This is a genomic window from Marinovum sp. PR37, assembly GCF_028807375.1.
Taxonomy (GTDB): Bacteria; Pseudomonadota; Alphaproteobacteria; order Rhodobacterales; family Rhodobacteraceae; genus Marinovum; species Marinovum algicola.
The window spans coordinates 191,749-213,185 of record NZ_JARAML010000005.1 but is presented as its reverse complement, the minus strand read 5'-3'; the positions used below and the strand labels follow the sequence as shown (position 1 = coordinate 213,185).

Below are 21,437 nucleotides of genomic sequence, written 5' to 3'. Positions count from 1 at the left end.
CAACGGATTAGCCGTATCGCGCGCACGGGTTGACGCAGCCGGACGCAGTCGCCACTCTCGAATTTTCATCAGGGGATCCGCGGCATGGCAAACTTTATGATCTCACCCCAGCAGAAGGCGGAATTGGACGGCCCGGGTTATGTCGCCTTTCCCGGCGCCGTGCCACCGGAACTTCTGGCCCGGCTGCGCGACATGGCCGACCGGCTCGAGGCCCGCGCGCTCGAGGAACATGCCGAGGCCCGCCAGACCGGCAAGGCGGCGGTCTTCGACACCGCGACCGGGCCGGTGCTGGAACGGATCGACAAGCTGCTGGAATGGAGCCCGGAGGCGGTGCTGGACCTGCTGGCCACCCCGGCGATGATGGCCATCGCCCGCGAGCTCTGCGGCGAGACCGCGGTGCCGATGGAGATGGACCTGCTGTACAAGCGCCAGCATCCGAACGGCTATGTGATCTGGCATCAGGGCGCCCAGCATTCGCGGCGCTGGCCCTACCTCAACATCGGCGTCTACCTCGACGACGCCCCGATCGACGATGGCTGCCTGCGCTATGTGCCCGGAACCCAGGGTGACAAGGTCGATATCTGCGCCCTCTCCGGCGAACACGGATGGGACATCCCCGGCTCGGTCGATGTGCCGACGAAGGCCGGCGACATCCTGGTGCAGGACATGATGGTGCTGCATTCCTCGCTGCCCAAGCGCCGCCCCGGCGTGCGCCGCACGATCTATATCGAGATACGGCCCTCGACAGCGATTGTCGCCGACGACTTGAAATCGCAGGACTGGGCCGAGCTGCGGCGCCGCTGGATGGCGCTGGTGGCGGCGCGGGCCGATCCTCTGGACTGGCCGGCAGAGTGGCGCGCCGCACTGCCCGAGGCCGGCCCGGTCGCGGCCGAGGTGGCGGCCATCGCCGCGCTGCACGAGTCGCCGTTGCCGGCGCATTACTGCCATCAGCCGGTCGAACACCCCGATTACCCGGTCCCCGCCGATCTGCGCGAGGCAGGCTAGCGCGGATCAGCCGCCCGGCCCCGCAGCAGCGAGACGGTGACGCTGGCGGCAAAGAGCAGCGCGGCGGCGCAGACGATGGTCGGGCCGGTCGGCGAATCGAGCACAAGTGCCAGCTGCACCCCGCCCAGCACCGCGCCGCCGCCCACCATCGCGGCAATGGCGGCCATGGTCTCCGGCGTCGAGGACAGGGGCCGCGCCGCCGCCGCAGGGATGATCAGCATGGCGGCGATCAGCAACACGCCCACCACCTTGATCGCCACCGCGACCACCAACGCCAGCGCCAGGGTCAGTACTATCTGCTCGCGCCGGGGATCGATGCCGGCCGCCCAGGCCAGTTCGTCGCTGAGCGTCGCGGTCAGCAGCGCCTGCCAGCGCCAGAGCATCAGCCCGATCACCGCCGCCGCACCGCCCCAGATCACCAGAAGATCGGCGCGGCCCACCGCGAGGATATCGCCGAACAGATACGACATCAGGTCGATCCGCACGCCGTCGAGCATCGAGACCGCCACCAGGCCGAAGGCGAGCGAGGAATGCGCCAGCACCCCCAACATGGTGTCGATGGCAAAGCCGCGCCCCGACAGCACCGAAACCGTGGTCGCCATCGCCAGCGCCACGATCAGCGCACCCAGAAAGGGCGAGACCGAAAACGCCAGCGCCAGCGCCACCCCGAGGATCGAGGCATGCGCCGTGGCATCGCCGAAATAGGCCATCCGCCGCCAGACCACGAAACAGCCCAGCGGCGCCGCCGCCAGGGCCACACCAAGGCCCGCCAGCACCGCGCGGACAATGAAATCATCAAGCAGGGTCATTCGGCTGCCTCGGGATTATGGGCATGGTCGTGGTCGCAGCCGGCGTCATGCTCGTGGTCGTGTTCGTGGCGATAAAGGGCCAGTGCCCCGCCGGTGCCGGAGCCGAAGAGCGCGCGATAGGCCGGGGCCGAGGCGACGCTCTCGGGGTGGCCCTCACAGCAGACATGGCCATTGAGGCAGATCACCCGGTCAGAGGCGCTCATCACCACGTGCAGATCGTGGCTCACCATCAGCACCGCACAGCCGATCTCGGCGCGCAGGTCCTCGATCCGGCGATAGAAAGCAGCCGCACCGGGCTGATCCAGGCCCTGGGTCGGCTCGTCGAGCAGCAGCAGCTGCGGCTCGTGCAGGATCGCCCGGGCCAGCAGCACCCGTTGCAGCTGTCCCCCGGAGAGCCCGGCCATCGGCCGCGCGCCGAGATCGGCCGCACCGGCCCGGTGCAGCGCCGTGGCGCGGGCCTCAGAAGAGACCCGGCCGGGCAGCGCGAGAAAGCGCGCCACCTGCATCGGCAGGGTCGGATCGATGTGCAGCTTTTGCGGCACATAGCCGATTCGCATGGCGTCTTGCCGGGTGATCCGCCCCTCATAGGGTTTCACCGCGCCGATCAACGCCCGCAAGAGCGTCGATTTGCCCGAGCCGTTGGGGCCGACGACGGTGACGATTTCGCCCTGTTCGATGGCAAAATCCACATTGCTCAGGGCGGGAAAGCTGCCATGACGGATGCTCACGCCCTGCATCGACATCAGGCTCATTCCGGTGCCGCCTCCCGGCAGTTGGGACACAGGCCCTCGGCTTCGATCACCGCGCGTTCGACGGCAAAGCCCGCCTCGTCGGCCAGATCGCGCAAAAGCGTCATGGCGGGGCGGGCGCGGGTCTCGGCCACGGTGTCGCAGGCGCGACAGATCAGGAAGGCCGGCGTATGATCGGCGCCGGGGTGGACGCAGCCGACAAAGGCATTGAGCCGCTCGATCTTGTGGGCAAAGCCGTTCTTCACCAGGAAATCCAACGCCCGGTACACCACCGGCGGCTGCGAACCGAACCCTTCGGCGCCCAGCACCTCGAGCAGGTCATAGGCCCCCATTGCACGATGCTCCGAGAGCAGCACCTCGAGCGTGCGGCGCCGCACCGGAGTGAATTGCAGCCCCCTGGCGACGCAATAGGCGTCGGCGGCGGCAACGCCACCGGTCTTGCAAGTCTCGTGATCGTGCTGGTGAAAGCCCACCGGGTCCATATTTTGCCTTTCTGCGTGTTTCGACTTGATACGTAATAACATGCTCTGTATCAAGCGGGAAACGTTATAAGGTAACATACTCCCATGCAGAAACTGCTTTCGCTCTCCTTTTTCCTCGCCGCATCCACCGCCCTGGCCGATGTGCCGCAGGTCGCGACCGATATCGCGCCGGTGCACGGCCTCGTGTCCCGGGTGATGCAGGGCGTCGGCACGCCCGAGCTGATCGTGCCGGCCGGCGCCACGCCGCATGATTTCGCGCTGCGCCCGTCGCAGGCCCGCGCCTTGCAGAACGCCGACCTGGTGGTCTGGATGGGCCCGGCGCTCGCTCCCTGGCTCGACCGGACGCTCGACAGCCTCTCGCTGGGCGCGGTGATCAACCTCAACACCCGGCCCGAAACCGAGATTCTGGACTGGCGCGCCAGCTTTGACGACGAACATGAAAACGGCCATCCCGCGCATGACGACGACGAACACGACAAGGATGCGCATGAGGCCCACGACGAGGAAGGTCACGCGGAACATGAGGAACACGGGCACGACGATCATGACGATCACGACGACCATGATCACGGCGACACCGACCCGCACAGCTGGCTCGATCCCGAGAACGCCCAGGCCTGGAGCTTGCTGATTGCCGAAGCGCTCGCAGCCGCCGATCCCGACAATGCCGCCACCTACCAGGCGAATGCCGCCGCCGCGGTCGAGGAAATCGCCGCCGCCACCGAGGCCGCAGAGGCGCTCTTGGCGCCGCATCGCGACACGCCGTTCCTCGTCTTCCACGACGCCTATCACTATTTCGAAACACGCTTCGACATTCATGCGGCCGGCTCGGTCTCGCTGGGCGACGCCTCGGCGCCCGGACCGGCGCGGGTGCGCGCATTGCAGGACCGCGTCGCCAAGGAAGGCATTGCCTGCCTCTTCGCCGAACCACAGTTCGATCGCGGGCTGATCGAGACCCTGGCCGAAGGCACCACGGCCCGCATTGCCACGCTCGACCCGCTGGGCAGCGGGATCGAGACCGGCGCCGGCTTCTATCCGGCGCTGATCACCACGATGGCGGAAGACATGGCGGGCTGCCTCAAAGGCTGAGGCACATCAGCCGCGGATCACCTTGGCAAACTGGTTGAAGAGCCGCTCGTTGGCACAGACCACCGTGCGGTCTTCGAGCGGGTCTTCGTCCGGGGTGATCGCTTCGACCAGCGCCCCGGCCTCGCGGGCAATCAACAGCCCGCCGGCCACATCCCAGACCTGCACTTCACGCTCCCAATAGCCGTCGAAACGGCCGGCGGCGACATAGGCCAGGTCAAGCGCCGCGGCGCCCCAGCGGCGCACACCGGCGCAGACCGGCATCAGCCGGCCCAGATCCTTGAGCGTTTCGGGCAAGCCGCGGCGGGTGCCAAAGGGCACGCCGGTGGCAAACAGCGCTTCGGTCATGCCCCGCCGGTCAGAGACCCGCACGCGGGTGTCGTTCATCCAGGCGCCGCCGCCCTTCTCGGCAAAGAACATCTCGTCCTTGGCCGGATCGTAGACCACCGCCGAGACAATCTGGCCCTTGTGCTCGAGTGCGATCGACACCGCCCAATGCGGCAGGCCGTGCATGAAGTTCGAGGTGCCGTCGAGCGGATCGACGATCCAGCGACGGGTCGGGTCCTGCCCTGCCGTCTCGCCGCCCTCTTCGCCGAGGAAGCCATAGGTCGGACGCGCCTCCATCAGCTCGTCGCGGATGATCTTTTCAGCGGCGATATCGGCGCGGGTCACGAAGTCGCCCGCCGCCTTGGACGAGCTTTGCAGGTTCTCGACCTCGCGGAAATCCTTGACCAGAGACCGCCCCGCCTTGCGCGCGGTTTTCATCATGATGTTGAGATTGGCGCTGCCCTGCATATCCGGCTCCTTCGGGGGTCGCCCTGGCCCGGGCGAAAAGCATCAGGCCGCGCGTATACGCGGCCCGGCCGGGCTTGCCAAGGCCGGATCGGCCGATTGCGCAGCGGGATTACTTGTAGATCACACCCTTGTAGCCTTCGGGCGCATAGGCCCTGGGGGCATGGGCCCGGCGCTTGGCCAGATGCTTGCGCCCGCCCGGCGCATTGTGGAAACGTGCGGTGGTATTGGGCGTGCCACAGCAGATCTCGCCATTGGCCAGCACCGGCTGAAGCCCGGCCGGGCAGAAATTGGCCACGCCCGGATAGGGATAGACCAGGGTCTTGCCCGCCCTGGTGGTGCCGTCACCGGTGTAGATGTCATTCCAGGCCAGCGCCGGCGCGGGCCCGAGCGCCAGCAAACCGGCAATCAATGTCGCTTTCGTCAAAGTCATGGAATCCCCCGTGTCAGGATGCAATCGCGCAAGAGAATTGTCCCAAGGCTACCCCCTTCCCGCGGCGAGTCAACGAAAGCCTGTGCAACCGCCTGATAAATGTCAGGTTTCTCTCAATGGGTCCGGCGCTGGGGGGTGTCGACCGGATCTTGCGAGTCGCTGAACTCGTCTTCCTCCTCGAGCGGCACGGCATAGCCGCCACTCAGCCATTTCGCCAAGTCGAGATCGGCGCAGCGCTTCGAGCAGAACGGCCGGTATTTCGGATCGGACGGCTTGGCGCAGATCGGACAGCTCATGACGCCTCCAGCAAGGGCATGCGCACCCGTGCGCGGTGCAGCTCGTAATGGCCGAGGTTGGTCCAGCCCACCATCGTGGTCTCGACCGCATCGGCCTTGAGCGCGCGGCGCAGCTCGGTCTCGACCGGGCGCCGGTCCTTCTTGGCCATCGGCGCCAGATCGACAACGACCTGCCCGCCCAGGCCCCGCAGACGCAACTGCCGCGGCAGATCGCGCAGCGCCGCCATATTGGCCTTGAGCCCGGCCGCGGGCGACGTATCGCCACCGGTGTTCACATCCACCGCCACCAGCGCGCGGGTCGGCTCGATATACATGTGACCGGCGCCCTTGAGCGGCACCATCGGGCTGTGCAGGCCTTCGATCAGGTCCAGCACGCCCAGGGCCTCGAAGCTGCCCTCGGCGGTCTCGACCTGCGCCGGCTCGACCCAGTCGCGCCAGGCCAGCACATGCGGCCCGTCGCCTTCGGTCAGCTTTTCCGGCGCGCCCGTCGCATCCGCCAGAACCTGCCGCGCCAGCGTCAGCATGGCGAGGATGTCCTCGGCGATCTCCTCGGCATCCGCCTCGGCGCAGGACGACCGCAGGATCAGCCCCATGTCACGCTCCGGCATCGCCTCATGCGCGATCTCGAGCAGCGCGTCGCGCAGCGCCTCGTCGCGGATCTGCCGCGAGATGTTCAACCCCGGCGCGCCGGGCGTGACGATGGCATGGCGGCTCTTGAACAAAAGCTTCTGCGTCACCGGCACCGCCTTGCCCGGCTCGGCGCTGCCGGTGACCTGCACCAGCAGCGGTTCGCCGGGTTTCAGCCCCTTGACCTGGCGCAGAAAGACCGGCCCGTCGGGCGTCGAAAGGAACATTCCCCCCTGACCCTTCATCGGCCGGTCGGCCCGGGCGCGATAGATCGCGCCCACACGCACGCCCTCGCCGTCGATAAGCAGGTCTTCGAGCCGGCCATCGACCAGCAGCGCCGCCGCCTCGCGGCCGGCGTAATGGTCGAGAACGATCTGGCGGCCCTTCATGCGGCACACTCCCGATAAAGCGGATAGCCCGCCGCTTGCAAAATTCCTGCGGTCTCGGCCAGCGGCAGCCCCATGATCGCCGGGTAAGACCCCTGGATCCACGGGATAAAGGCGCCGGCCATGCCCTGAATGCCATAGCCGCCGGCCTTGCCGCGCCAGTCGCCGGACTGAAGATAGGCGTTCAGCTCCAAATCGCTCAGCCGTTTCATCTTGACCGCGCTGACAACCTCGCGCTCCCAGAGACCTTCGGCGGTCTTCACCGCCACGGCGGTGATCACCTGGTGGCGCCGCCCGCCAAGCTTGGTCAGGAATTCCGCGGCCTCGCCGATATCGGCCGGCTTGCCGAGAATGCGCCGGCCCAGCGCCACCGTGGTATCGGCACAGAGCAGCACCTCGCCCCCGGCCACCGCCAGCGCCTCGGCCTTCTGCCGCGCGATACGGGCGCAATAGGCCCGGGGCAGCTCGCCTTTCAGGGGCGTCTCGTCGATCTCCGGCGCCCGGATCTCGTCCGGCACGACGCCCAAAAGCCCCAGCAGCTCGCGCCGTCTGGGGCTCCCCGATCCCAGGATGAACCTCACGGGAACGCCGGTTACTTGAATCGATAGTTGATCCGACCCTTGGTCAGATCATAGGGGGTCATTTCCACCTGAACCTTGTCGCCGGCCAGAACGCGGATGCGATTCTTGCGCATCTTGCCTGCCGTATGCGCGATGATCTCATGGCCGTTTTCCAGCTCGACCCGAAACGTCGCATTCGGCAGGAGTTCCTTCACGACACCGGGAAATTCGAGCATCTCTTCCTTGGCCATGGTCTCTCCTTTGTTACACACCCCGGCACACAGGCCGGGCGCGCTCTAAATGAGCGCTTGCGGCACGATTTTCAAGGGCTATGTGTGCGAAGATCACGCTTTGTGACAGCTCCCGCGCCCTGCGGCTGCTCCACCCAATGCGCGCGATTGGCCACGACGCCGGCGCGCCGCACGGTCTCCACCGCCCCCTCCGGCACTTCGGCATAAGTCCAGCCCGGCACATTCAGCGCCCCTTCCGCCAGCACCCCGGTCGGCGGAAACCCGAGGTCCGGCGGGCCAAAGACGCCGCCCGCCCCGGTGTTGGTGTCCACCGCCTCGGACCAGGGGCATGCGCCCACCGTGCTCGCCATCGCCACCACGCATTGGCTCTCCAACGCCCGGGCCATCGCCCCGATGCGCACCCGCCAATAGCCGGCCAGCGCCTCGGTGCAGGAGGGCACCAGCAGGATGTCGGCCTCGGACAGCGCCCGCCCGAGCAGTGGAAACTCGCTGTCATAACAGATCAAAATGCCGATCCGCCCCAGATCCGTCTCGATCAGACAGAGCGGATCGCCCGCCACCACCCCCCAGGGCGCGCGCTCGAAGCGGGTCATGATCTGCTTGTCCTGATGCGCCATCTCCCCCGAGGGCGCGAACAGCCGCGCCCGGTTCACCGGTCGCGCGCCGCCGGCAAAGACCGGCGCCGAGGCGGCGCAGATATACACGTCATGCGCTGCCGCCAGCCGGGCGTGCAACGCATCCGCCGCCGCCACCCGGTCCGACACCGCATGCAGAGAGCGCTCCAGATCCCCCGCCACCTCCGGCCCGTCCAGCGTCGCCAGTTCCATCGCGCCATATTCCGGGAACAGCAGCAGCTCCGCCCCCTGCCCGGCCGCCTCGGCCACCCAGCCAGAGATCTTCGCCTCATAATCCGCCCAGCTCTCCAGCACGCCCATCGGATAGGCCGCCGTCGCAAGTTTCACCATAATCGCACCTTCTTCTGGTCAAAAATATCCCGGGGGAGTCGCCCCGGGCGACGGGGGCAGAGCCCCCGACCTCAGATCGCGATATCCAGTGTCACCGGATAATGATCCGAGGCCGTCACCAGCGCCTCGCGCAGCTCCCGTGTGCGCCAGCAGGCCGGGTCGTTGAACGGATGCCAGATCCGCCAGTCCGGCCGCCTGGCACACAAATCGGGCGAGACAAAGATATAATCCAGCAGCGCCTGCAAATAGCTGTCCTGCCCGGCAATGTAAAACCGCGCCGTCGTCGGCTGCGCGCCCAGCCGGCGTTGCAGCGCGATGCTGGCATTGGGGTCGTAGAGCCGCGGCCCGTCGCGGCCCTCGCCGCGGATGATCTCGACCGACGAACGGCCGAACAGCGCCTCATATTCATCAAGCCCCGGCCCGTCGTTCAGATCACCCAGCACGATCAGGCTCTCGCCCGCCGCCAGATGCTCCTCGACCCGCTGGCGCAGCCAGATCGCCTGCGCCAATTGCTTGCGCCGGCTGGCGATCGACAGCCGCATGATCTGATCGCGGGTCTTGGCACCATGCGGCGCCTTGGATTTCAGATGCGCCCCGATCATCCGAAACCGCTGCCCGCCCGCGGTCTCCACCGACAGTTCCAGTGGCGGCTTGGAGAACCGCACCCGGTCGCGGCGGGCGTCGAAATCGAGATCGATCTCGAAGGTGCCGTCAAACCGCGGCGCCCCGGCGCTGTCCCGCGGATCGTGACGTACCCGAAGCGCGTCCGGGTCATAAAGCAGCGCGATCTCCTGCTGAGTGGTGTTGGTAAATCCGATCACCGCCCGGCGCGCCCGCAGCCCGAACGTCGCGGCAAAGGTCTCGAGCGCCCGCACCCCGTCGCGGGCCCGGTGACTGTCGGGCGCCTCGATCACCATCACCGCATCGGCATCGAGCGCGGTCAGGACGATCGCCAGCGCCTCGATCTGATCGCGCCGGGTGACCTCATGGCGCGCCGACCATGCGTCATCGGCCAGCAACCGGCCCGCGTCATCGAACAGCGCGTCGAACCATTCCACATTGTAGGTCGCGATCCGCATCCCCGCCTCCGGCCTCTCCCCGCGCACTATGCCATCCCGCGATCTCGCCGCAAGCGCGGCCTTGATCGCCCCCGCCGCGCAGATCTGCGCAAAAACCACGCGCGGCGCCCAAAAGACGGTTTTTCCGCCCGCCGCCGCACCTGGTCTCCCCCTGCGACGGCTTGGCCGGTTGAAAATTCGCCACGCCGACGCATATCCATGCGAAATCATTATTAATTCGGGAGGATTTCGATGCTGTTACGCGCCATCGACCGTTTTTTCAGCCACGAAGCATCGGGAGGCATTCTCTTGATGCTCTCGGCGGTCGCGGCGCTTGTCGTGGCCAATTCCGGCCTTGCCGGGATCTACGACAGCTTTCTCGACGCCCGCCTCGGGCTGATGGTCAATGGTGAGGGGCTCGAGAAACCGGCCATCCTCTGGATCAACGACGGGCTGATGGCGGTCTTCTTCTTTCTCATCGGGCTCGAGCTGAAGCGCGAGATCCTCGAAGGCAAGCTCAAGAACCCGCGTGACGTCATCCTGCCCGGTGCCGCCGCCATCGGCGGCATGGCGCTGCCGGCCCTGGTCTATGTGGCGATCAACTGGGGCAATCCGGCAACGCTGGCCGGCTGGGCCATTCCGGCGGCCACCGACATCGCCTTCGCGCTCGGCATTCTCGCCCTGGTGGGCAGCCGCGCGCCCTCTTCGCTCAAAGTCTTTCTGCTCACCCTGGCCATTCTCGACGACCTGGGGGCCATCGTCATCATTGCCCTGTTCTACACCGCCGACCTCAAGGTGGACTACCTGTTCTCTGCCCTCATCCCTTTGGCGCTGCTGCTGTTTCTCAACTACAAGCGGGTGCACCGGGTGGCCCCGATGATCCTGCTCGGCGCGGTGATGTGGTATTTCGTGCTGAAATCCGGCGTCCATGCCACGCTGGCCGGGGTGATCACCGCCTTCTGCATTCCGATGACCGACAAATGGGGCAAGAGCCCGCTGCATTCGCTGGAACATGGGCTGGCGCCTTACGTGCTCTATTTCATCGTCCCGGTCTTTGCCTTCGCCAATGCCGGCGTGGTGCTTCAGGGCATGAGCCTGTCCGCCCTGCTCGCCCCCCTGCCGCTGGGCATCGCGCTCGGTCTGATCCTCGGCAAGCAGCTCGGAGTCTTCGGGGTCACCTTTGTCCTGGTCAGGAGCGGGCTGACCCGCATGCCGCATGGCGCCAACTGGCTGCACATCTACGGGCTGAGCTGTCTGGCCGGGGTGGGCTTTACCATGTCGCTCTTCATCGGCTCGCTCAGCTTTGACGACGCGCTCCTGATGAACCAGGTGCGGCTTGGCGTGCTCTCGGGATCGCTGGTTTCCGGTCTGATCGGCTATGGCGCACTGATGCTCGCCTCGGATGCGCGCGAAGAGGCCGAACCGGAGGCGGCCGAGGCGGCTTGAGCCAGCCCAGCCGCCGCCCCCGTCACTCGATCTCGTAAGGCAGCACCTTGCGGCTGTCGGGCTGGATGTGCAGCTTCTGCTCGAGGGGCGGGATGGCGCGCTGGTGGCAATGGGTGCGCTCGCAGATCCGGCAGGAAATGCCGATCGGTTCAAAATCCGCCTCCTGCCCGAGGTCGAGCCCGTCGGCATAGACAAGCTGGCCGGCGTGTTCGACCTCGCAGCCCAGCGACATGGCATAGCGCCGCACCGGTGCGCCGTACCGGCCGCCGCTCTTGGAGATATCGCGGGCGATGGAGATGTACCGCACCCCGTCCGGTGTCTCGGCCAGCTGCCGCAGGAACCGGCCCGGGGTTTCAAAGGCGCGGTGCACGTTCCACAGCGGACAGGCGCCACCGAAGCGGGCGAATTGCAGCCGGGTGGCCGAGTGGCGCTTGGTGATCGTGCCGGCCTGATCGACCCTGACAAAGAAGAAGGGCACGCCCTTGGCGCCCGGCCGCTGCAAAGTCGAGAGCCGATGCGCCACCTGTTCGATCGAGGCGCCGAAACGGGTGGCGAGGCGTTCGAGATCATGCCGGGTCTCGCGGGCGGCGGCGAGGAAGGGGCCATAAGGCATGAGCGCGGCACCGGCAAAGTAGTTGGCCAGCCCGATATGGGCGATGGCGCGGGCGGTGTCGGACTGAAAGCGGGCCAGGTCGAGCGTCGCCTGCAACAGCTTGTCCTGCTGCAAGAGCGCCATTTGCAGCAGGAGCTGAAAGTTGCGGGTCTCGGGCGCGGCCCGGTCCGAAAGCGTGACCGTGCCGGTCGCGCGGTCGAACTGGCGCAGGGTGTCGGTGGCGGCAATGCGCAGCGTGATCCCCTGCCCGTTCAGCCAGGCCTCGGCGGCGGCGGGCACATCACCGCGCCGGGCAGTGGCGGCGAAATTCTCGGCCGCCCGGTCGACCGCATCGATGTAATTGTCGCAATAGTGAAAGAAGTCGCGCACCTCCTCCCAGGGGCTGAGCTGCAAGCCGCCGCCCTCGTGCCCCAGCGCCGCATCGAGCGAGGCCAGCCGCTCATGGGTCTGGCGATAGGCGCGGTGCAGCTCGAGAAAGGCGCGCGCCAGTGCCGGGGCGTTCGACGCGGTGAGCCGCAGATCGGCCAGCGGCGGCGCACCGGCCTCGTCCTGGTTGAACACCGGATCGGCCAGCGCCTCGCGCATGTCCGAGACCAGCCGCTCGGCATCGCCGGAGCTGAGCTCGGTGACATCGAAGCCGAACTCCTGCGCCAGCGCCAGCACCACGGTGGTGCTGACGGGGCGGTTGTTGTTCTCCATCTGGTTGAGATAGGGCAGCGAGACGCCAAGCTTGCCGGCGAAATCCTTCTGGGTCAGCCCCAGCCGCGTGCGGGTTTCCCGCAGCTTGGCGCCGGCATAGAGTTTCTGTGTGGCCATGAGCGTGCCTTTGCGAATTTGCGTCGCGCGCAGGCTAGCTTTGCAAATCCAGCCGGGCAAGGTGCCACGCGGCCGCAGATCCCCTGCACCGCCGGATCAGACCATCCCCAGCCGCCGTTCGCGCCGGATGACCAGGGTGATCGCCGCCATGCCCAGCAGTCCGGTGAGCAACATCAGCCACAGCAGCGGCCACGGCCCGGTGCCGGGTTGCAGCAAAACGCCCGCCAGCGCCGAGAGCCCGGCGCCGCCGCCGATCATGATCGCCCCGCCAAGCCCGCTGGCGGTGCCCGCCAGATGCGGCCGGACCGAAAGCGTGCCGGCGGTGGCATTGGGGATGCACAGACCGTTGCCGAAGCCGACGAAGGTCATGAAGCCGAAGAAGCTCAGCGCCGAGCCGTGGCCGGCGGCAAAGACCGCCATCGACAGCAGCAATCCGACGGTGTTGGCCCAGCAGCCCCAGAGGATCATGCGGTTGATCCCGACCCGGACCGAGAACTTGCCCGAGATACCGTTGCCGATCATGTAGCCCACCGCCGGCGCGCCGAACAGCAGGCCGAGCAGCGCGGGGTCGAGCGAAAACACCACCGATCCGACAAAGGGCGCGCCGCCGAGATAGGCAAAGAACGAGCCCGACGAAAAAGCCGCCGCAAGGGCATACCCCCAGAAGCGCGGCGCGCGGATCAGCTCGGGATAGTCCTGGAACTGCCGCAGCAGGGTCTGGCCTGACCGCATCTTGGTCTCGCCCAGATCGCGCCAGGCCAGCCAGAGGGTCGCCAGCCCGGTGACAAAGAGCAGCCAGAACGAGGCCTTCCAGCCCCAGAGCTCGTCGAGAACCCCGCCAATCATCGGGCCGATCATCGGCACCACCGCCATGCCCATGGTGACATAGCCGATCATCGAGGCCGCCTGATCCTGGGGCACCATGTCGCGCACCACCGCCCGGCTCAGCACCATGGCCACCACCACGGCGGCCTGGGCCATGCGGCAGATCAGGAAAATCGTGACATTGGGGGCAAAGATGCAGCCTAGCGTCGCAAGGACAAAGATCACCAGCCCGCCCAGGATCACCGGCCGGCGGCCCATCTGATCCGACATCGGCCCGACGACAAGCTGAAGACAGGCATTCACCCCAAGGTAGATCGCGACCGAGAGCTGCATCAGCCGGTAGTCGGTGTCGAAATAGGCGGTCATCCCCGGCAGCGACGGCAGGAAGATGTTCATCGCCAGAGCCGCCATGCCAGCAAGCAGGATCAGCGTCAGGATATGCGGCGGGGTGGTTCGGTCAAGAAATCTGACCACGGGGGAAACAGCCATGAAAAAGGCTTACGCCCGCTTTGCAGGCATGTCCATTATCTCGCCCCTGCAAACTGTAGGCCCGATCCGCACAATGACCTGTGCATTTTTGCAAAGGCCGACTCGCGTCAAACGTGTATTTTGCAAATATTCCAAATCAGCCGCGAGCTTATTTGCAAATATTCCACCTTTACCTTGTGTCGTCGCTGCATCGCAGTATGGTCTCGCGGAAACATGCAAGGGGCCGATGATGACCGACATTCTTCAGGAACTCGAAGACCGCCGCCAGGACGCCCGGATGGGGGGCGGACAGAAACGCATCGACGCGCAGCACGCCAAGGGCAAGCTGACCGCACGCGAGCGGATCGAGCTCTTGCTCGACGAGGACAGTTTCGAGGAATACGACACGTTCGTCACCCACCGCTGCACCGATTTCGGCATGGAGGACAATGCCCCCGCCGGGGACGGCGTGGTGACCGGCTGGGGCACGGTCAACGGCCGCATGGTCTATGTCTACAGCCAGGATTTCACCGTCCTCGGCGGCTCGGTCAGCGCCACCCACGCCCAGAAGATCTGCAAGATCATGGATATGGCGGTGCAGAACGGCGCCCCGGTAATCGGCCTCAACGACAGCGGCGGCGCCCGCATCCAGGAAGGCGTCGACGCGCTGGCGGGCTATGCCGAGATCTTCCAGCGCAACATCATGGCCTCGGGTGTGGTGCCGCAGATCTCGGTCATCATGGGGCCCTGTGCCGGCGGCGCGGTCTATTCTCCGGCGATGACCGATTTCATCTTCATGGTGAAAGACAGCTCTTACATGTTCGTCACCGGCCCCGACGTGGTGAAGACCGTGACCAACGAACAGGTCACCGCCGAAGAGCTGGGCGGCGCCACGACCCACACCCGCAAATCCAGCGTCGCCGACGGCGCCTTTGAAAATGACGTCGAAGCGCTGGCCGAGGTGCGCCGGCTGGTCGATTTCCTGCCGCTCAACAACCGCGAAAAGCCTCCGGTGCGGCCGTTCTTCGACGATGTGAACCGGCTGGAAAACAGCCTCGACACGCTGGTGCCGGAAAACGCCAACACGCCCTACGACATGAAGGAGCTGATCCACAAAACGGCGGACGAAGGCGATTTCTACGAGATCCAGGAGGATTTCGCCAAGAACATCATCACCGGCTTCATCCGTCTCGAAGGCCAGACCGTCGGCGTCGTTGCCAATCAGCCGATGGTGCTGGCCGGCTGTCTCGACATCGATTCGTCGCGCAAGGCGGCACGATTCGTGCGATTCTGCGATGCGTTCGAGGTGCCGATTCTCACCTTCGTCGACGTGCCCGGCTTCTTGCCCGGTACCAGCCAGGAATATGGCGGCGTCATCAAGCACGGCGCCAAGCTGCTGTTCGCCTATGGCGAGGCGACGGTGCCCAAGGTGACCGTGATCACCCGCAAGGCCTATGGCGGCGCCTACGACGTGATGGCGTCCAAGCACCTGCGCGGCGACATGAACTATGCCTGGCCCACCGCCGAGATCGCGGTGATGGGCGCCAAAGGGGCGACCGAGATCCTCTATCGCTCGGAACTGGGCGACCCGGACAAGATCGCCAAGCGCACCAAGGATTACGAGGACCGTTTCGCCAACCCCTTCGTGGCGGCCGAGCGGGGCTTTATCGACGAGGTGATCATGCCGCATTCCACCCGCAAGCGGGTGAGCCGGGCCTTTGCCGCCCTGCGCAGCAAGAAGCTCACCAACCCATGGAAGAAACACGACAATATTCCGCTGTAACCGGCCTTAACGGCCGGCCCACCCGACCCGAGAAGGGCCTGCGACGGCCCGAGGAGACGCTCGCGTGAGCAAGACCTGGCACATCCGGCGCGACGCCTGTGGGCTGACCCTGTCCCGCCGGCCGGAGGCGCGGTTCGACGTTGCGGCCCGGGCCGAGTTTCCGCCGCTGCGGATGCTGCCCCTGGCGCATATGATCCGTCAGGACATGTGGCGCCGGCTGCGCCGCCTGCGCGGATTCGCACCGGCGGTGCAGGTCACACGAACCGGTGCCGGCCTCACCGTCACCGCCGGCGGCAGCGTCACCGCGGCCTTTCCCAAGGCGCGGACCGAAGCACAGATCGGAGACTTGCTGCACGACCCCGAACTGCGGGCGCGCTGGCAACGATGTGCCCTGTTGACCGGGGGGAAAGTTCTGATATGACCTTTATTCACGTCAAGTTTACTGCGGCGCGAGGGGGAACCACACGCCGCGCAGCCCCGCCGGGAGGAGCTCGGAAACGAGGGCGGGGCTGCCACTTGATTTTACCCGCGATTGCAATGCTCTGGGCCACCACCGCCCCGGCCGCCGCTACCGATCCGACGCAGATCGAGGCGCCGTCAGGGCTTCGGGTCGTGCTTCAGGACTACCGCGACGAGACCGATACACCGCTCGCCATCTTCCGCGCCCGATTCGTCGCCCCCGATCTCGAGCAGGCCGCCGAGACCATGGAAGCGGTGTTTTCCGACATGGAATACCTCTGCAATACGGTCGCCCTGCCCGAGCTCGCAACCCGCAGCCTCCCCGCCCAACGCGTCGTCGTATCACTTAGTTCCGAGCCGCTCGAATTCGGCACAATCGCACCCGATGTGGCACAGTTCTTCGAGAGCTACTCCATCGAGGATGCCACCTGCATCTGGGAGTTGTTCTGATGCGCCTACTATATCTTGCGGAGTCCTCGCAGAAGTTCCCCGATATTGCGGCTTTCTCGCCACATGAGTGTGGACCCGTCGAAAACCCGTATATTTCCGGGATGTTATCTACTAAAGTTAAGACGGGTTACACCCAAGTGACCTTACCTTTGTGTCGGTATGGGGCCTCGCCGTGTGCGCGGATCCCTGCCGTTGTGACTGACAGGAGAAATTTATGTCCAAGAGCCTCAAGCTCATCGCAGCACTTGGCCTCTTCACCGTTGTCGCGGCATGCGCCCAGCAGCAGGAAGAGGAATTCATCGTTGTCGATCCGGAGCCGATTTCGGTCGAGCCCGTTTATACCGGCAAATACAAGTAAGACACGATCGGAACAGGCCCCCGGGCCTGTTCCGCTTCTGCCCGCCTCTTTCCGGGAGGGCGCGGCATGATCAAGCATCGCGGTTTCCCCGGCCGCCTTCCCGGCACCGATTTTCAGTTTACCGTCCGCCGCCCCAATCCCAAGGGCGCAACGCCGATCATCCGGCGCGAACGCTACCGCGACCGCCGCGCCCCCGACCGGCGCGCCGATCTGTGGTTTCTTGCCGCGCTCTGGCAGCAATTCGGCGCCGAACCTTTCGAACGCGGCAACCTCGACGCCGGCCGGCTGAGCTGGCTCTTCGGCCGCGAGGTGCTGCCCTATGACGATCCGTTCGACCCCGAGGACTACGAGGCCCGCCTGATCATCGACGAAGAGGCCGCCCGACGCGCCTTTCCCGACGCCTTCGAAGACGGCGGCACCTGGTGATGAGCGTCTTTACGCGCACCCCGGCCGCAAACGCGCGGAGCCTTGCCGATCACCGCCGACCGGCGCCCCGGCCCTTGGCACCGGCGCGGGCCCGCCGCAGTGTCGCCGGGATAACTGTGTGGTCGGGTGTCCAATCGTTCCCGGCAGATCACCGTTACCCTTTGACCTGCGGGCGGTCTTGCGTGTCCCCTTCGCAACCGCCCGCGTCTTTTGCCCCGGCCCGATTTGCCGCGACCCCAGGCACAGGGCCCCGCCCTGCCTGTCGCCAATCAGCATCACTTCGGCGCGCTTTGCACACGCAAAGGGTTACGTGGCGCAGTAATCTCGTTACTCTCCCGTGTCAGAAGCTTCTGGCAAAAGAGGCAAGACATGAGAGCGGTCAGACAGAGTCAGTTGATTGTGGTATTGGTGTCCGCAGTGGCCATGCCATCGGCGTGCAGCCATGCGATGACCGGGTCGCTGCACCGTTAATTCCGTCTCCTCTCACCACCTTTGCACGGCCTCCGGCGTCTGATGCGCCGCGAGGCCGTTTTGCCGTGTTCAGCCAGACCAAGAAGGACCACCCATGTTCAACAAGATCCTGATCGCCAACCGTGGCGAGATTGCCTGCCGTGTCATCAAATCGGCCCGCAAGATGGGCATCCAGACCGTGGCCGTCTATTCCGATGCCGACAAGCACGCGCTGCATGTGAAAATGGCCGACGAGGCCGTGCACATCGGCCCGCCGCAGGCCAACCAGTCCTATATCGTGATCGACAAGATCATGGCCGCGATCAAGGCGACCGGCGCCCAGGCGGTGCACCCGGGCTATGGCTTCCTGTCCGAGAACCCGAAATTCGCCGAGGCGCTCGACGCCGCCGGGGTGGCCTTTGTCGGCCCGCCCAAGGGCGCGATCGAAGCGATGGGCGACAAGATCACCTCGAAGAAGATCGCCCAGGAGGCCGATGTCTCGACCGTGCCGGGCTATATGGGGCTGATCGAGGACGCCGAGGAGGCGGTGAAGATCTCGAACGAGATCGGCTATCCGGTGATGATCAAGGCCTCCGCCGGCGGTGGCGGCAAGGGCATGCGCATCGCCTGGAATGACGACGAGGCCCGCGAGGGCTTCCAGTCATCCAAGAACGAAGCCGCCTCGAGCTTTGGCGATGACCGCATCTTCATCGAGAAATTCGTCACCCAGCCGCGTCACATCGAAATCCAGGTGCTGGCCGACGGCCATGGCAACGCGGTCTATCTGGGCGAGCGGGAATGCTCGATCCAGCGCCGCAACCAGAAGGTCATCGAAGAGGCGCCCTCGCCCTTTCTCGACGAGGCCACGCGCAAGGCGATGGGCGAACAGGCCGTCGCCCTGGCCAAGGCGGTGGGCTACGCCAGCGCCGGCACCGTGGAATTCATCGTCGACGGCAACAAGAACTTCTACTTTCTCGAGATGAACACTCGGCTTCAGGTCGAACACCCGGTGACCGAGCTGATCACCGGCGTCGATCTTGTGGAACAGATGATCCGCGTCGCCGCCGGCGAGAAGCTGTCGATCACCCAGGAGGACGTGAAGCTGACCGGCTGGGCGGTGGAAAGCCGGCTTTATGCCGAAGACCCCTACCGCAATTTCCTGCCCTCGATCGGCCGCCTGACCCGCTACCGCCCGCCGGCCGAGGTGGCCGCCGGCCCGCTGTTGGCCAATGACACATGGCAGGGCGAGGCGCCTTCGGGGCCCAATGCGGTGCGCAACGACACCGGCGTTTTCGAGGGCGGCGAGATCTCCATGTATTACGACCCGATGATCGCCAAGCTCTGCACCTGGGCGCCGACCCGGGCCGAGGCGATCGAGGCGATGCGGGTGGCGCTCGACAGCTTCGAGGTCGAGGGCATCGGCCACAACATCCCCTTCCTCAGCGCGGTGATGGATCACCCCAAGTTCGTCTCGGGCGAGATGACCACCGCCTTCATTGCCGAGGAATATCCCGACGGCTTCGCCGGTGTGACGCTGGAGGACGCCGCCCTGCGCCAGATCGCGGCTTGCACCGCGGCGATGAACCGGGTTGCCGAAATCCGCCGCACCCGCGTGTCCGGCCGGCTCGACAACCACGAGCGCCGGGTCGACAATCAGGCCACGGTCACGCTTCAGGGCCAGACCTACAACGTGACCATCGCCCCCTACTCCGGCGGTGCCGATGTCAGCTTTGAAGACGGCGGTTCGCTGCGGGTCGAAGGTGACTGGACCCCGGGCAGGACGCTGGCCGAAATGACCGTGGACGGCAAGCCGCTGGTGCTCAAGGTCGACAAGATCACACATGGCTTCCGCATCCGCTCGCGTGGCGCCGACATGAAGGTGCATGTGCGCTCGCGCCGTCAGGCCGAGCTGGCCGCGCTGATGCCCGAGAAACTGCCGCCGGACACCTCGAAGATGCTGCTCTGCCCGATGCCCGGGCTGATCGTGAAGGTCGATGTCGAGGTCGGGCAGGACGTCCAGGAGGGTCAGGCACTCTGCACCGTCGAGGCGATGAAGATGGAGAACATCCTGCGCGCCGAACGCAGCGGCGTGGTGTCCAAGATCAATGCCGGCGCCGGCGACAGCCTGGCGGTGGACGACGTGATCATGGAATTCGAGTAACCCGGCCATGTCTGCTTTGGGGTGGATAGCGATCTTTCTGGCGGTCTGGCTGGCGCTGAGCGCCACCACCACCGGCATCGCGCTGCCCGACCCCATGGCGCTGCTGGCGGCCGTTCTGCTCTTGCTGGTTGCGTTGCTGGCGGTCTACCGGTGGCGCGGCGAGGTCGACCTGTTGCGCATGTTGCGACGCGGCGGGATGGTGCTCCTGCCGATCCTGCTGGCGGCACTGGTGCCGATCGTTCTGGTGTTCTCCGGCGACGGGCTGGACGTGCGGTTGCGGCAGGCGGCGCTGGCCGGGTTGATCATCGTCACCGGCTGGCTGGCCACCTTCATCTTTCAGGAGGAACGCCGCCAGCGCGACCGCAGCGAGCAGGAGCTTGACCTGTTGATGGCGCTGCGCAGCGAGGTCTTTACCATCGTCGAAAAGCTCGACAAGCACCCGATCACCCGGCAGGCGGAAGAGGTGGAGCGCAATATCGCCATGGGCGGCGATGATCCGACGGGGGCCTATTTTCCGTTTTCCGCCTCGGAAAGCCCGGCCACGGTCTATGACGCCGTGTCGGGCCAGTTGCATGTGATCAATGCCGCGACGCTGGAACCGGTCCTGCGGTTCTATGCGGCCTTTTCGGAACTGGGCACCATGGTCGCCGACACCCACCGCGCCGAATTCCCCCGGCTAGAAGCCCGGCGGCGCATCACCCTGCACAAGGAGCTGACACAGCAAAGACGCGCGACCCTCTATTGGGGGCTGCGGGCGCTGGAGGACATCAATCTGAAGATCGGCGTGCCGAATCCGGAAGCGATTCCGCGGTCGGGCAAGAACGAGGATGTGACGCTATGACCGCGCGATCAGAAATCGCCGCCGCCACCGGGGCCGCCGGGCGTCTTTTCGGGCTGTTTCGGCTGATACCGCGCTTTCAGCATCCGCGCACCTCATCTGGTTGGCCCGCGACACGCGCGGGATACACCGCATATATAGGCATATATCGCCGGAAAATCAATGAAGACAGCGCTCAGTTCCCGGTGCGCCGGTCGCGGATCTCCTGTTGGCGCAGCGGCATCTTGTCGATCGAGCGGCCGATTTCGCGCACCGACCAGGGAAAGGGCTTGCGCAGGTACACCGAGCCGTCCTTGCCGATCAGCACCAGCATGAAGCCGCGCGGCCGCAGCTTTTCGCGCATCGGGGTGAGCACGGAGGCATCGGTATCGGTCAGCACCACCACATCGCGGTCGGCCAGGTCGTCCAGCCGGTCCTCGATCAGGTCCATCTGCTGGCGAAACCTCGGATCGTTGGGGCTGTCGGCAAAGACCACCACCGGCCGCTTGAGCCAGAGGTATTCCTCGAGCTCATGCACCCCGGCCGGCTGGATCACCGGCTCCGCCGCGACTTCCTGCTCGACCGCCGTTTCCGGCGCCTCGACGGCGACCTCTGGTGGCTCTTCGGCCGCCCCGGGCGCCTCTTCGGCCACCGGCTCGCCCTGGGCGACGGCCACTTCCTGTGCCGCGCCCGTGCTGGCGGCGGCGGCAAAGATCATCGTCAGAACGCGGTACATCTGGGCCATGGGTCCTCCTCGTACCCAGCATATAGGCAATTGCCACCCGATTACGACTGAGAATGGCGTGAGCCCGCGCCAATGCAACGGATTTCGCAGGCGCGCCCGCCGCCCTGCCGCAGAGGAAAGG

Annotated in this window: 24 protein-coding genes; 10 read left to right on the top strand and 14 right to left on the bottom strand. The window is 66.0% G+C overall.

All coding sequences use genetic code 11. The features are described 5' to 3' along the window. The first annotated feature begins 84 nt into the window (after nucleotides 1-84). Complete coding sequence (locus PVW49_RS06725; protein ID WP_274590172.1) at nucleotides 85-1,005, top strand: phytanoyl-CoA dioxygenase family protein; 921 nt, start codon at nucleotides 85-87, stop codon at nucleotides 1,003-1,005. Here the strand turns inward: PVW49_RS06725 and PVW49_RS06720 are convergent. From PVW49_RS06720 to PVW49_RS06710, 3 genes are read right to left on the bottom strand one after another with little or no spacing between them, the layout of a single operon-like run. Beyond that, nucleotides 1,002-1,814 (bottom strand): metal ABC transporter permease, encoded by an 813-nt coding sequence (locus PVW49_RS06720; protein ID WP_274565657.1) that lies wholly within the window; start codon nucleotides 1,812-1,814, stop codon nucleotides 1,002-1,004. The genes PVW49_RS06725 and PVW49_RS06720 overlap by 4 nt on opposite strands. Beyond that, nucleotides 1,811-2,566: an ATP-binding cassette domain-containing protein gene (locus PVW49_RS06715; RefSeq protein WP_048529895.1), complete on the bottom strand. Its 756-nt coding sequence runs from the start codon at nucleotides 2,564-2,566 to the stop codon at nucleotides 1,811-1,813. Before PVW49_RS06715 ends, PVW49_RS06720 begins: the two co-directional genes overlap by 4 nt. After that, the gene (locus PVW49_RS06710; protein ID WP_048529893.1) at nucleotides 2,563-3,045 is read right to left on the bottom strand and encodes a transcriptional repressor; all 483 of its coding nucleotides are present in this window, start codon (nucleotides 3,043-3,045) and stop codon (nucleotides 2,563-2,565) included. The genes PVW49_RS06715 and PVW49_RS06710 overlap by 4 nt, the downstream gene beginning before the upstream one ends. 84 nt (nucleotides 3,046-3,129) lie before the next feature. On the opposite strand from PVW49_RS06710, the gene PVW49_RS06705 reads away from it, so the two are divergent. Further along, the gene (locus tag PVW49_RS06705; RefSeq protein WP_274590171.1) at nucleotides 3,130-4,134 is read left to right on the top strand and encodes a zinc ABC transporter substrate-binding protein; all 1,005 of its coding nucleotides are present in this window, start codon (nucleotides 3,130-3,132) and stop codon (nucleotides 4,132-4,134) included. Nucleotides 4,135-4,140: 6 nt separating this feature from the next. Here PVW49_RS06705 and PVW49_RS06700 read toward each other — a convergent pair whose 3' ends face one another. The 8 genes from PVW49_RS06700 to PVW49_RS06665 form a co-directional block, all read right to left on the bottom strand. Continuing rightward, nucleotides 4,141-4,926, bottom strand: a complete 786-nt coding sequence (locus PVW49_RS06700) for an inositol monophosphatase family protein (protein ID WP_074834372.1) — start codon at nucleotides 4,924-4,926, stop codon at nucleotides 4,141-4,143. A gap of 109 nt (nucleotides 4,927-5,035) precedes the next feature. Next, a complete protein-coding gene (locus PVW49_RS06695) occupies nucleotides 5,036-5,356 on the bottom strand; it encodes a hypothetical protein (protein WP_074834370.1) in 321 nt (106 codons plus the stop codon). Between the two features lie 113 nt (nucleotides 5,357-5,469). Beyond that, entirely contained in the window at nucleotides 5,470-5,652 is a 183-nt protein-coding gene (locus PVW49_RS06690; protein WP_274590170.1) for a DNA gyrase inhibitor YacG, read from the bottom strand. Beyond that, nucleotides 5,649-6,668 carry a ribonuclease E/G gene (locus PVW49_RS06685; RefSeq protein WP_274590169.1) on the bottom strand — a complete coding sequence of 340 codons (1,020 nt, stop codon included), beginning with the start codon at nucleotides 6,666-6,668 and terminating at the stop codon, nucleotides 5,649-5,651. The genes PVW49_RS06690 and PVW49_RS06685 overlap by 4 nt, the downstream gene beginning before the upstream one ends. Beyond that, nucleotides 6,665-7,246 (bottom strand): Maf family protein, encoded by a 582-nt coding sequence (locus tag PVW49_RS06680; RefSeq protein ID WP_048529882.1) that lies wholly within the window; start codon nucleotides 7,244-7,246, stop codon nucleotides 6,665-6,667. The genes PVW49_RS06685 and PVW49_RS06680 overlap by 4 nt, the downstream gene beginning before the upstream one ends. A gap of 11 nt (nucleotides 7,247-7,257) precedes the next feature. After that, nucleotides 7,258-7,476, bottom strand: coding sequence for a translation initiation factor IF-1 (gene infA / locus PVW49_RS06675; protein ID WP_011455993.1), 219 nt, complete (start codon nucleotides 7,474-7,476; stop codon nucleotides 7,258-7,260). A 71-nt stretch (nucleotides 7,477-7,547) separates the two neighbouring features. After that, nucleotides 7,548-8,438 carry a carbon-nitrogen hydrolase family protein gene (locus PVW49_RS06670; RefSeq protein ID WP_274590181.1) on the bottom strand — a complete coding sequence of 297 codons (891 nt, stop codon included), beginning with the start codon at nucleotides 8,436-8,438 and terminating at the stop codon, nucleotides 7,548-7,550. 74 nt (nucleotides 8,439-8,512) lie between these two features. Then, nucleotides 8,513-9,520: an endonuclease/exonuclease/phosphatase family protein gene (locus tag PVW49_RS06665; protein WP_274590168.1), complete on the bottom strand. Its 1,008-nt coding sequence runs from the start codon at nucleotides 9,518-9,520 to the stop codon at nucleotides 8,513-8,515. Nucleotides 9,521-9,751: 231 nt separating this feature from the next. Between PVW49_RS06665 and nhaA the strand changes: the two genes are divergently transcribed. Further along, nucleotides 9,752-10,945, top strand: a complete 1,194-nt coding sequence (gene nhaA / locus PVW49_RS06660; RefSeq protein ID WP_048529879.1) for a Na+/H+ antiporter NhaA — start codon at nucleotides 9,752-9,754, stop codon at nucleotides 10,943-10,945. 22 nt (nucleotides 10,946-10,967) lie between these two features. On the opposite strand, the gene PVW49_RS06655 is transcribed toward nhaA, so the two are convergent. Further along, a complete protein-coding gene (locus tag PVW49_RS06655; RefSeq protein WP_274590167.1) occupies nucleotides 10,968-12,374 on the bottom strand; it encodes a helix-turn-helix domain-containing protein in 1,407 nt (468 codons plus the stop codon). A 96-nt stretch (nucleotides 12,375-12,470) separates the two neighbouring features. After that, nucleotides 12,471-13,688 carry a multidrug effflux MFS transporter gene (locus PVW49_RS06650; protein ID WP_274590166.1) on the bottom strand — a complete coding sequence of 406 codons (1,218 nt, stop codon included), beginning with the start codon at nucleotides 13,686-13,688 and terminating at the stop codon, nucleotides 12,471-12,473. Nucleotides 13,689-13,917: 229 nt separating this feature from the next. Here PVW49_RS06650 and PVW49_RS06645 point away from each other — a divergent pair, with 229 nt between their 5' ends. The 7 genes from PVW49_RS06645 (at nucleotide 13,918) to PVW49_RS06615 (ending at nucleotide 20,595) form a co-directional block, all read left to right on the top strand. Further along, complete coding sequence (locus PVW49_RS06645) at nucleotides 13,918-15,450, top strand: acyl-CoA carboxylase subunit beta (RefSeq protein WP_274590165.1); 1,533 nt, start codon at nucleotides 13,918-13,920, stop codon at nucleotides 15,448-15,450. Nucleotides 15,451-15,514: 64 nt separating this feature from the next. Next, the gene (locus PVW49_RS06640; RefSeq protein ID WP_074834360.1) at nucleotides 15,515-15,871 is read left to right on the top strand and encodes a hypothetical protein; all 357 of its coding nucleotides are present in this window, start codon (nucleotides 15,515-15,517) and stop codon (nucleotides 15,869-15,871) included. Nucleotides 15,872-15,987: 116 nt separating this feature from the next. Continuing rightward, on the top strand, nucleotides 15,988-16,359 hold the full coding sequence (locus PVW49_RS06635) for a DUF6497 family protein (protein ID WP_274590164.1): 372 nt from the start codon (nucleotides 15,988-15,990) through the stop codon (nucleotides 16,357-16,359). Nucleotides 16,360-16,573: 214 nt separating this feature from the next. Then, a complete protein-coding gene (locus PVW49_RS06630) occupies nucleotides 16,574-16,717 on the top strand; it encodes a hypothetical protein (protein ID WP_170850485.1) in 144 nt (47 codons plus the stop codon). A 66-nt stretch (nucleotides 16,718-16,783) separates the two neighbouring features. After that, nucleotides 16,784-17,143, top strand: a complete 360-nt coding sequence (locus tag PVW49_RS06625) for a hypothetical protein (RefSeq protein WP_048529869.1) — start codon at nucleotides 16,784-16,786, stop codon at nucleotides 17,141-17,143. A 565-nt stretch (nucleotides 17,144-17,708) separates the two neighbouring features. Beyond that, nucleotides 17,709-19,754 carry an acetyl-CoA carboxylase biotin carboxylase subunit gene (locus PVW49_RS06620; RefSeq protein ID WP_274565665.1) on the top strand — a complete coding sequence of 682 codons (2,046 nt, stop codon included), beginning with the start codon at nucleotides 17,709-17,711 and terminating at the stop codon, nucleotides 19,752-19,754. 7 nt (nucleotides 19,755-19,761) lie between these two features. After that, nucleotides 19,762-20,595: a hypothetical protein gene (locus PVW49_RS06615; RefSeq protein ID WP_139211147.1), complete on the top strand. Its 834-nt coding sequence runs from the start codon at nucleotides 19,762-19,764 to the stop codon at nucleotides 20,593-20,595. 172 nt (nucleotides 20,596-20,767) lie between these two features. Here the strand turns inward: PVW49_RS06615 and PVW49_RS06610 are convergent, their stop codons facing one another. Then, complete coding sequence (locus PVW49_RS06610; protein ID WP_083415904.1) at nucleotides 20,768-21,316, bottom strand: DUF4174 domain-containing protein; 549 nt, start codon at nucleotides 21,314-21,316, stop codon at nucleotides 20,768-20,770. Nucleotides 21,317-21,437: the final 121 nt, after the last annotated feature.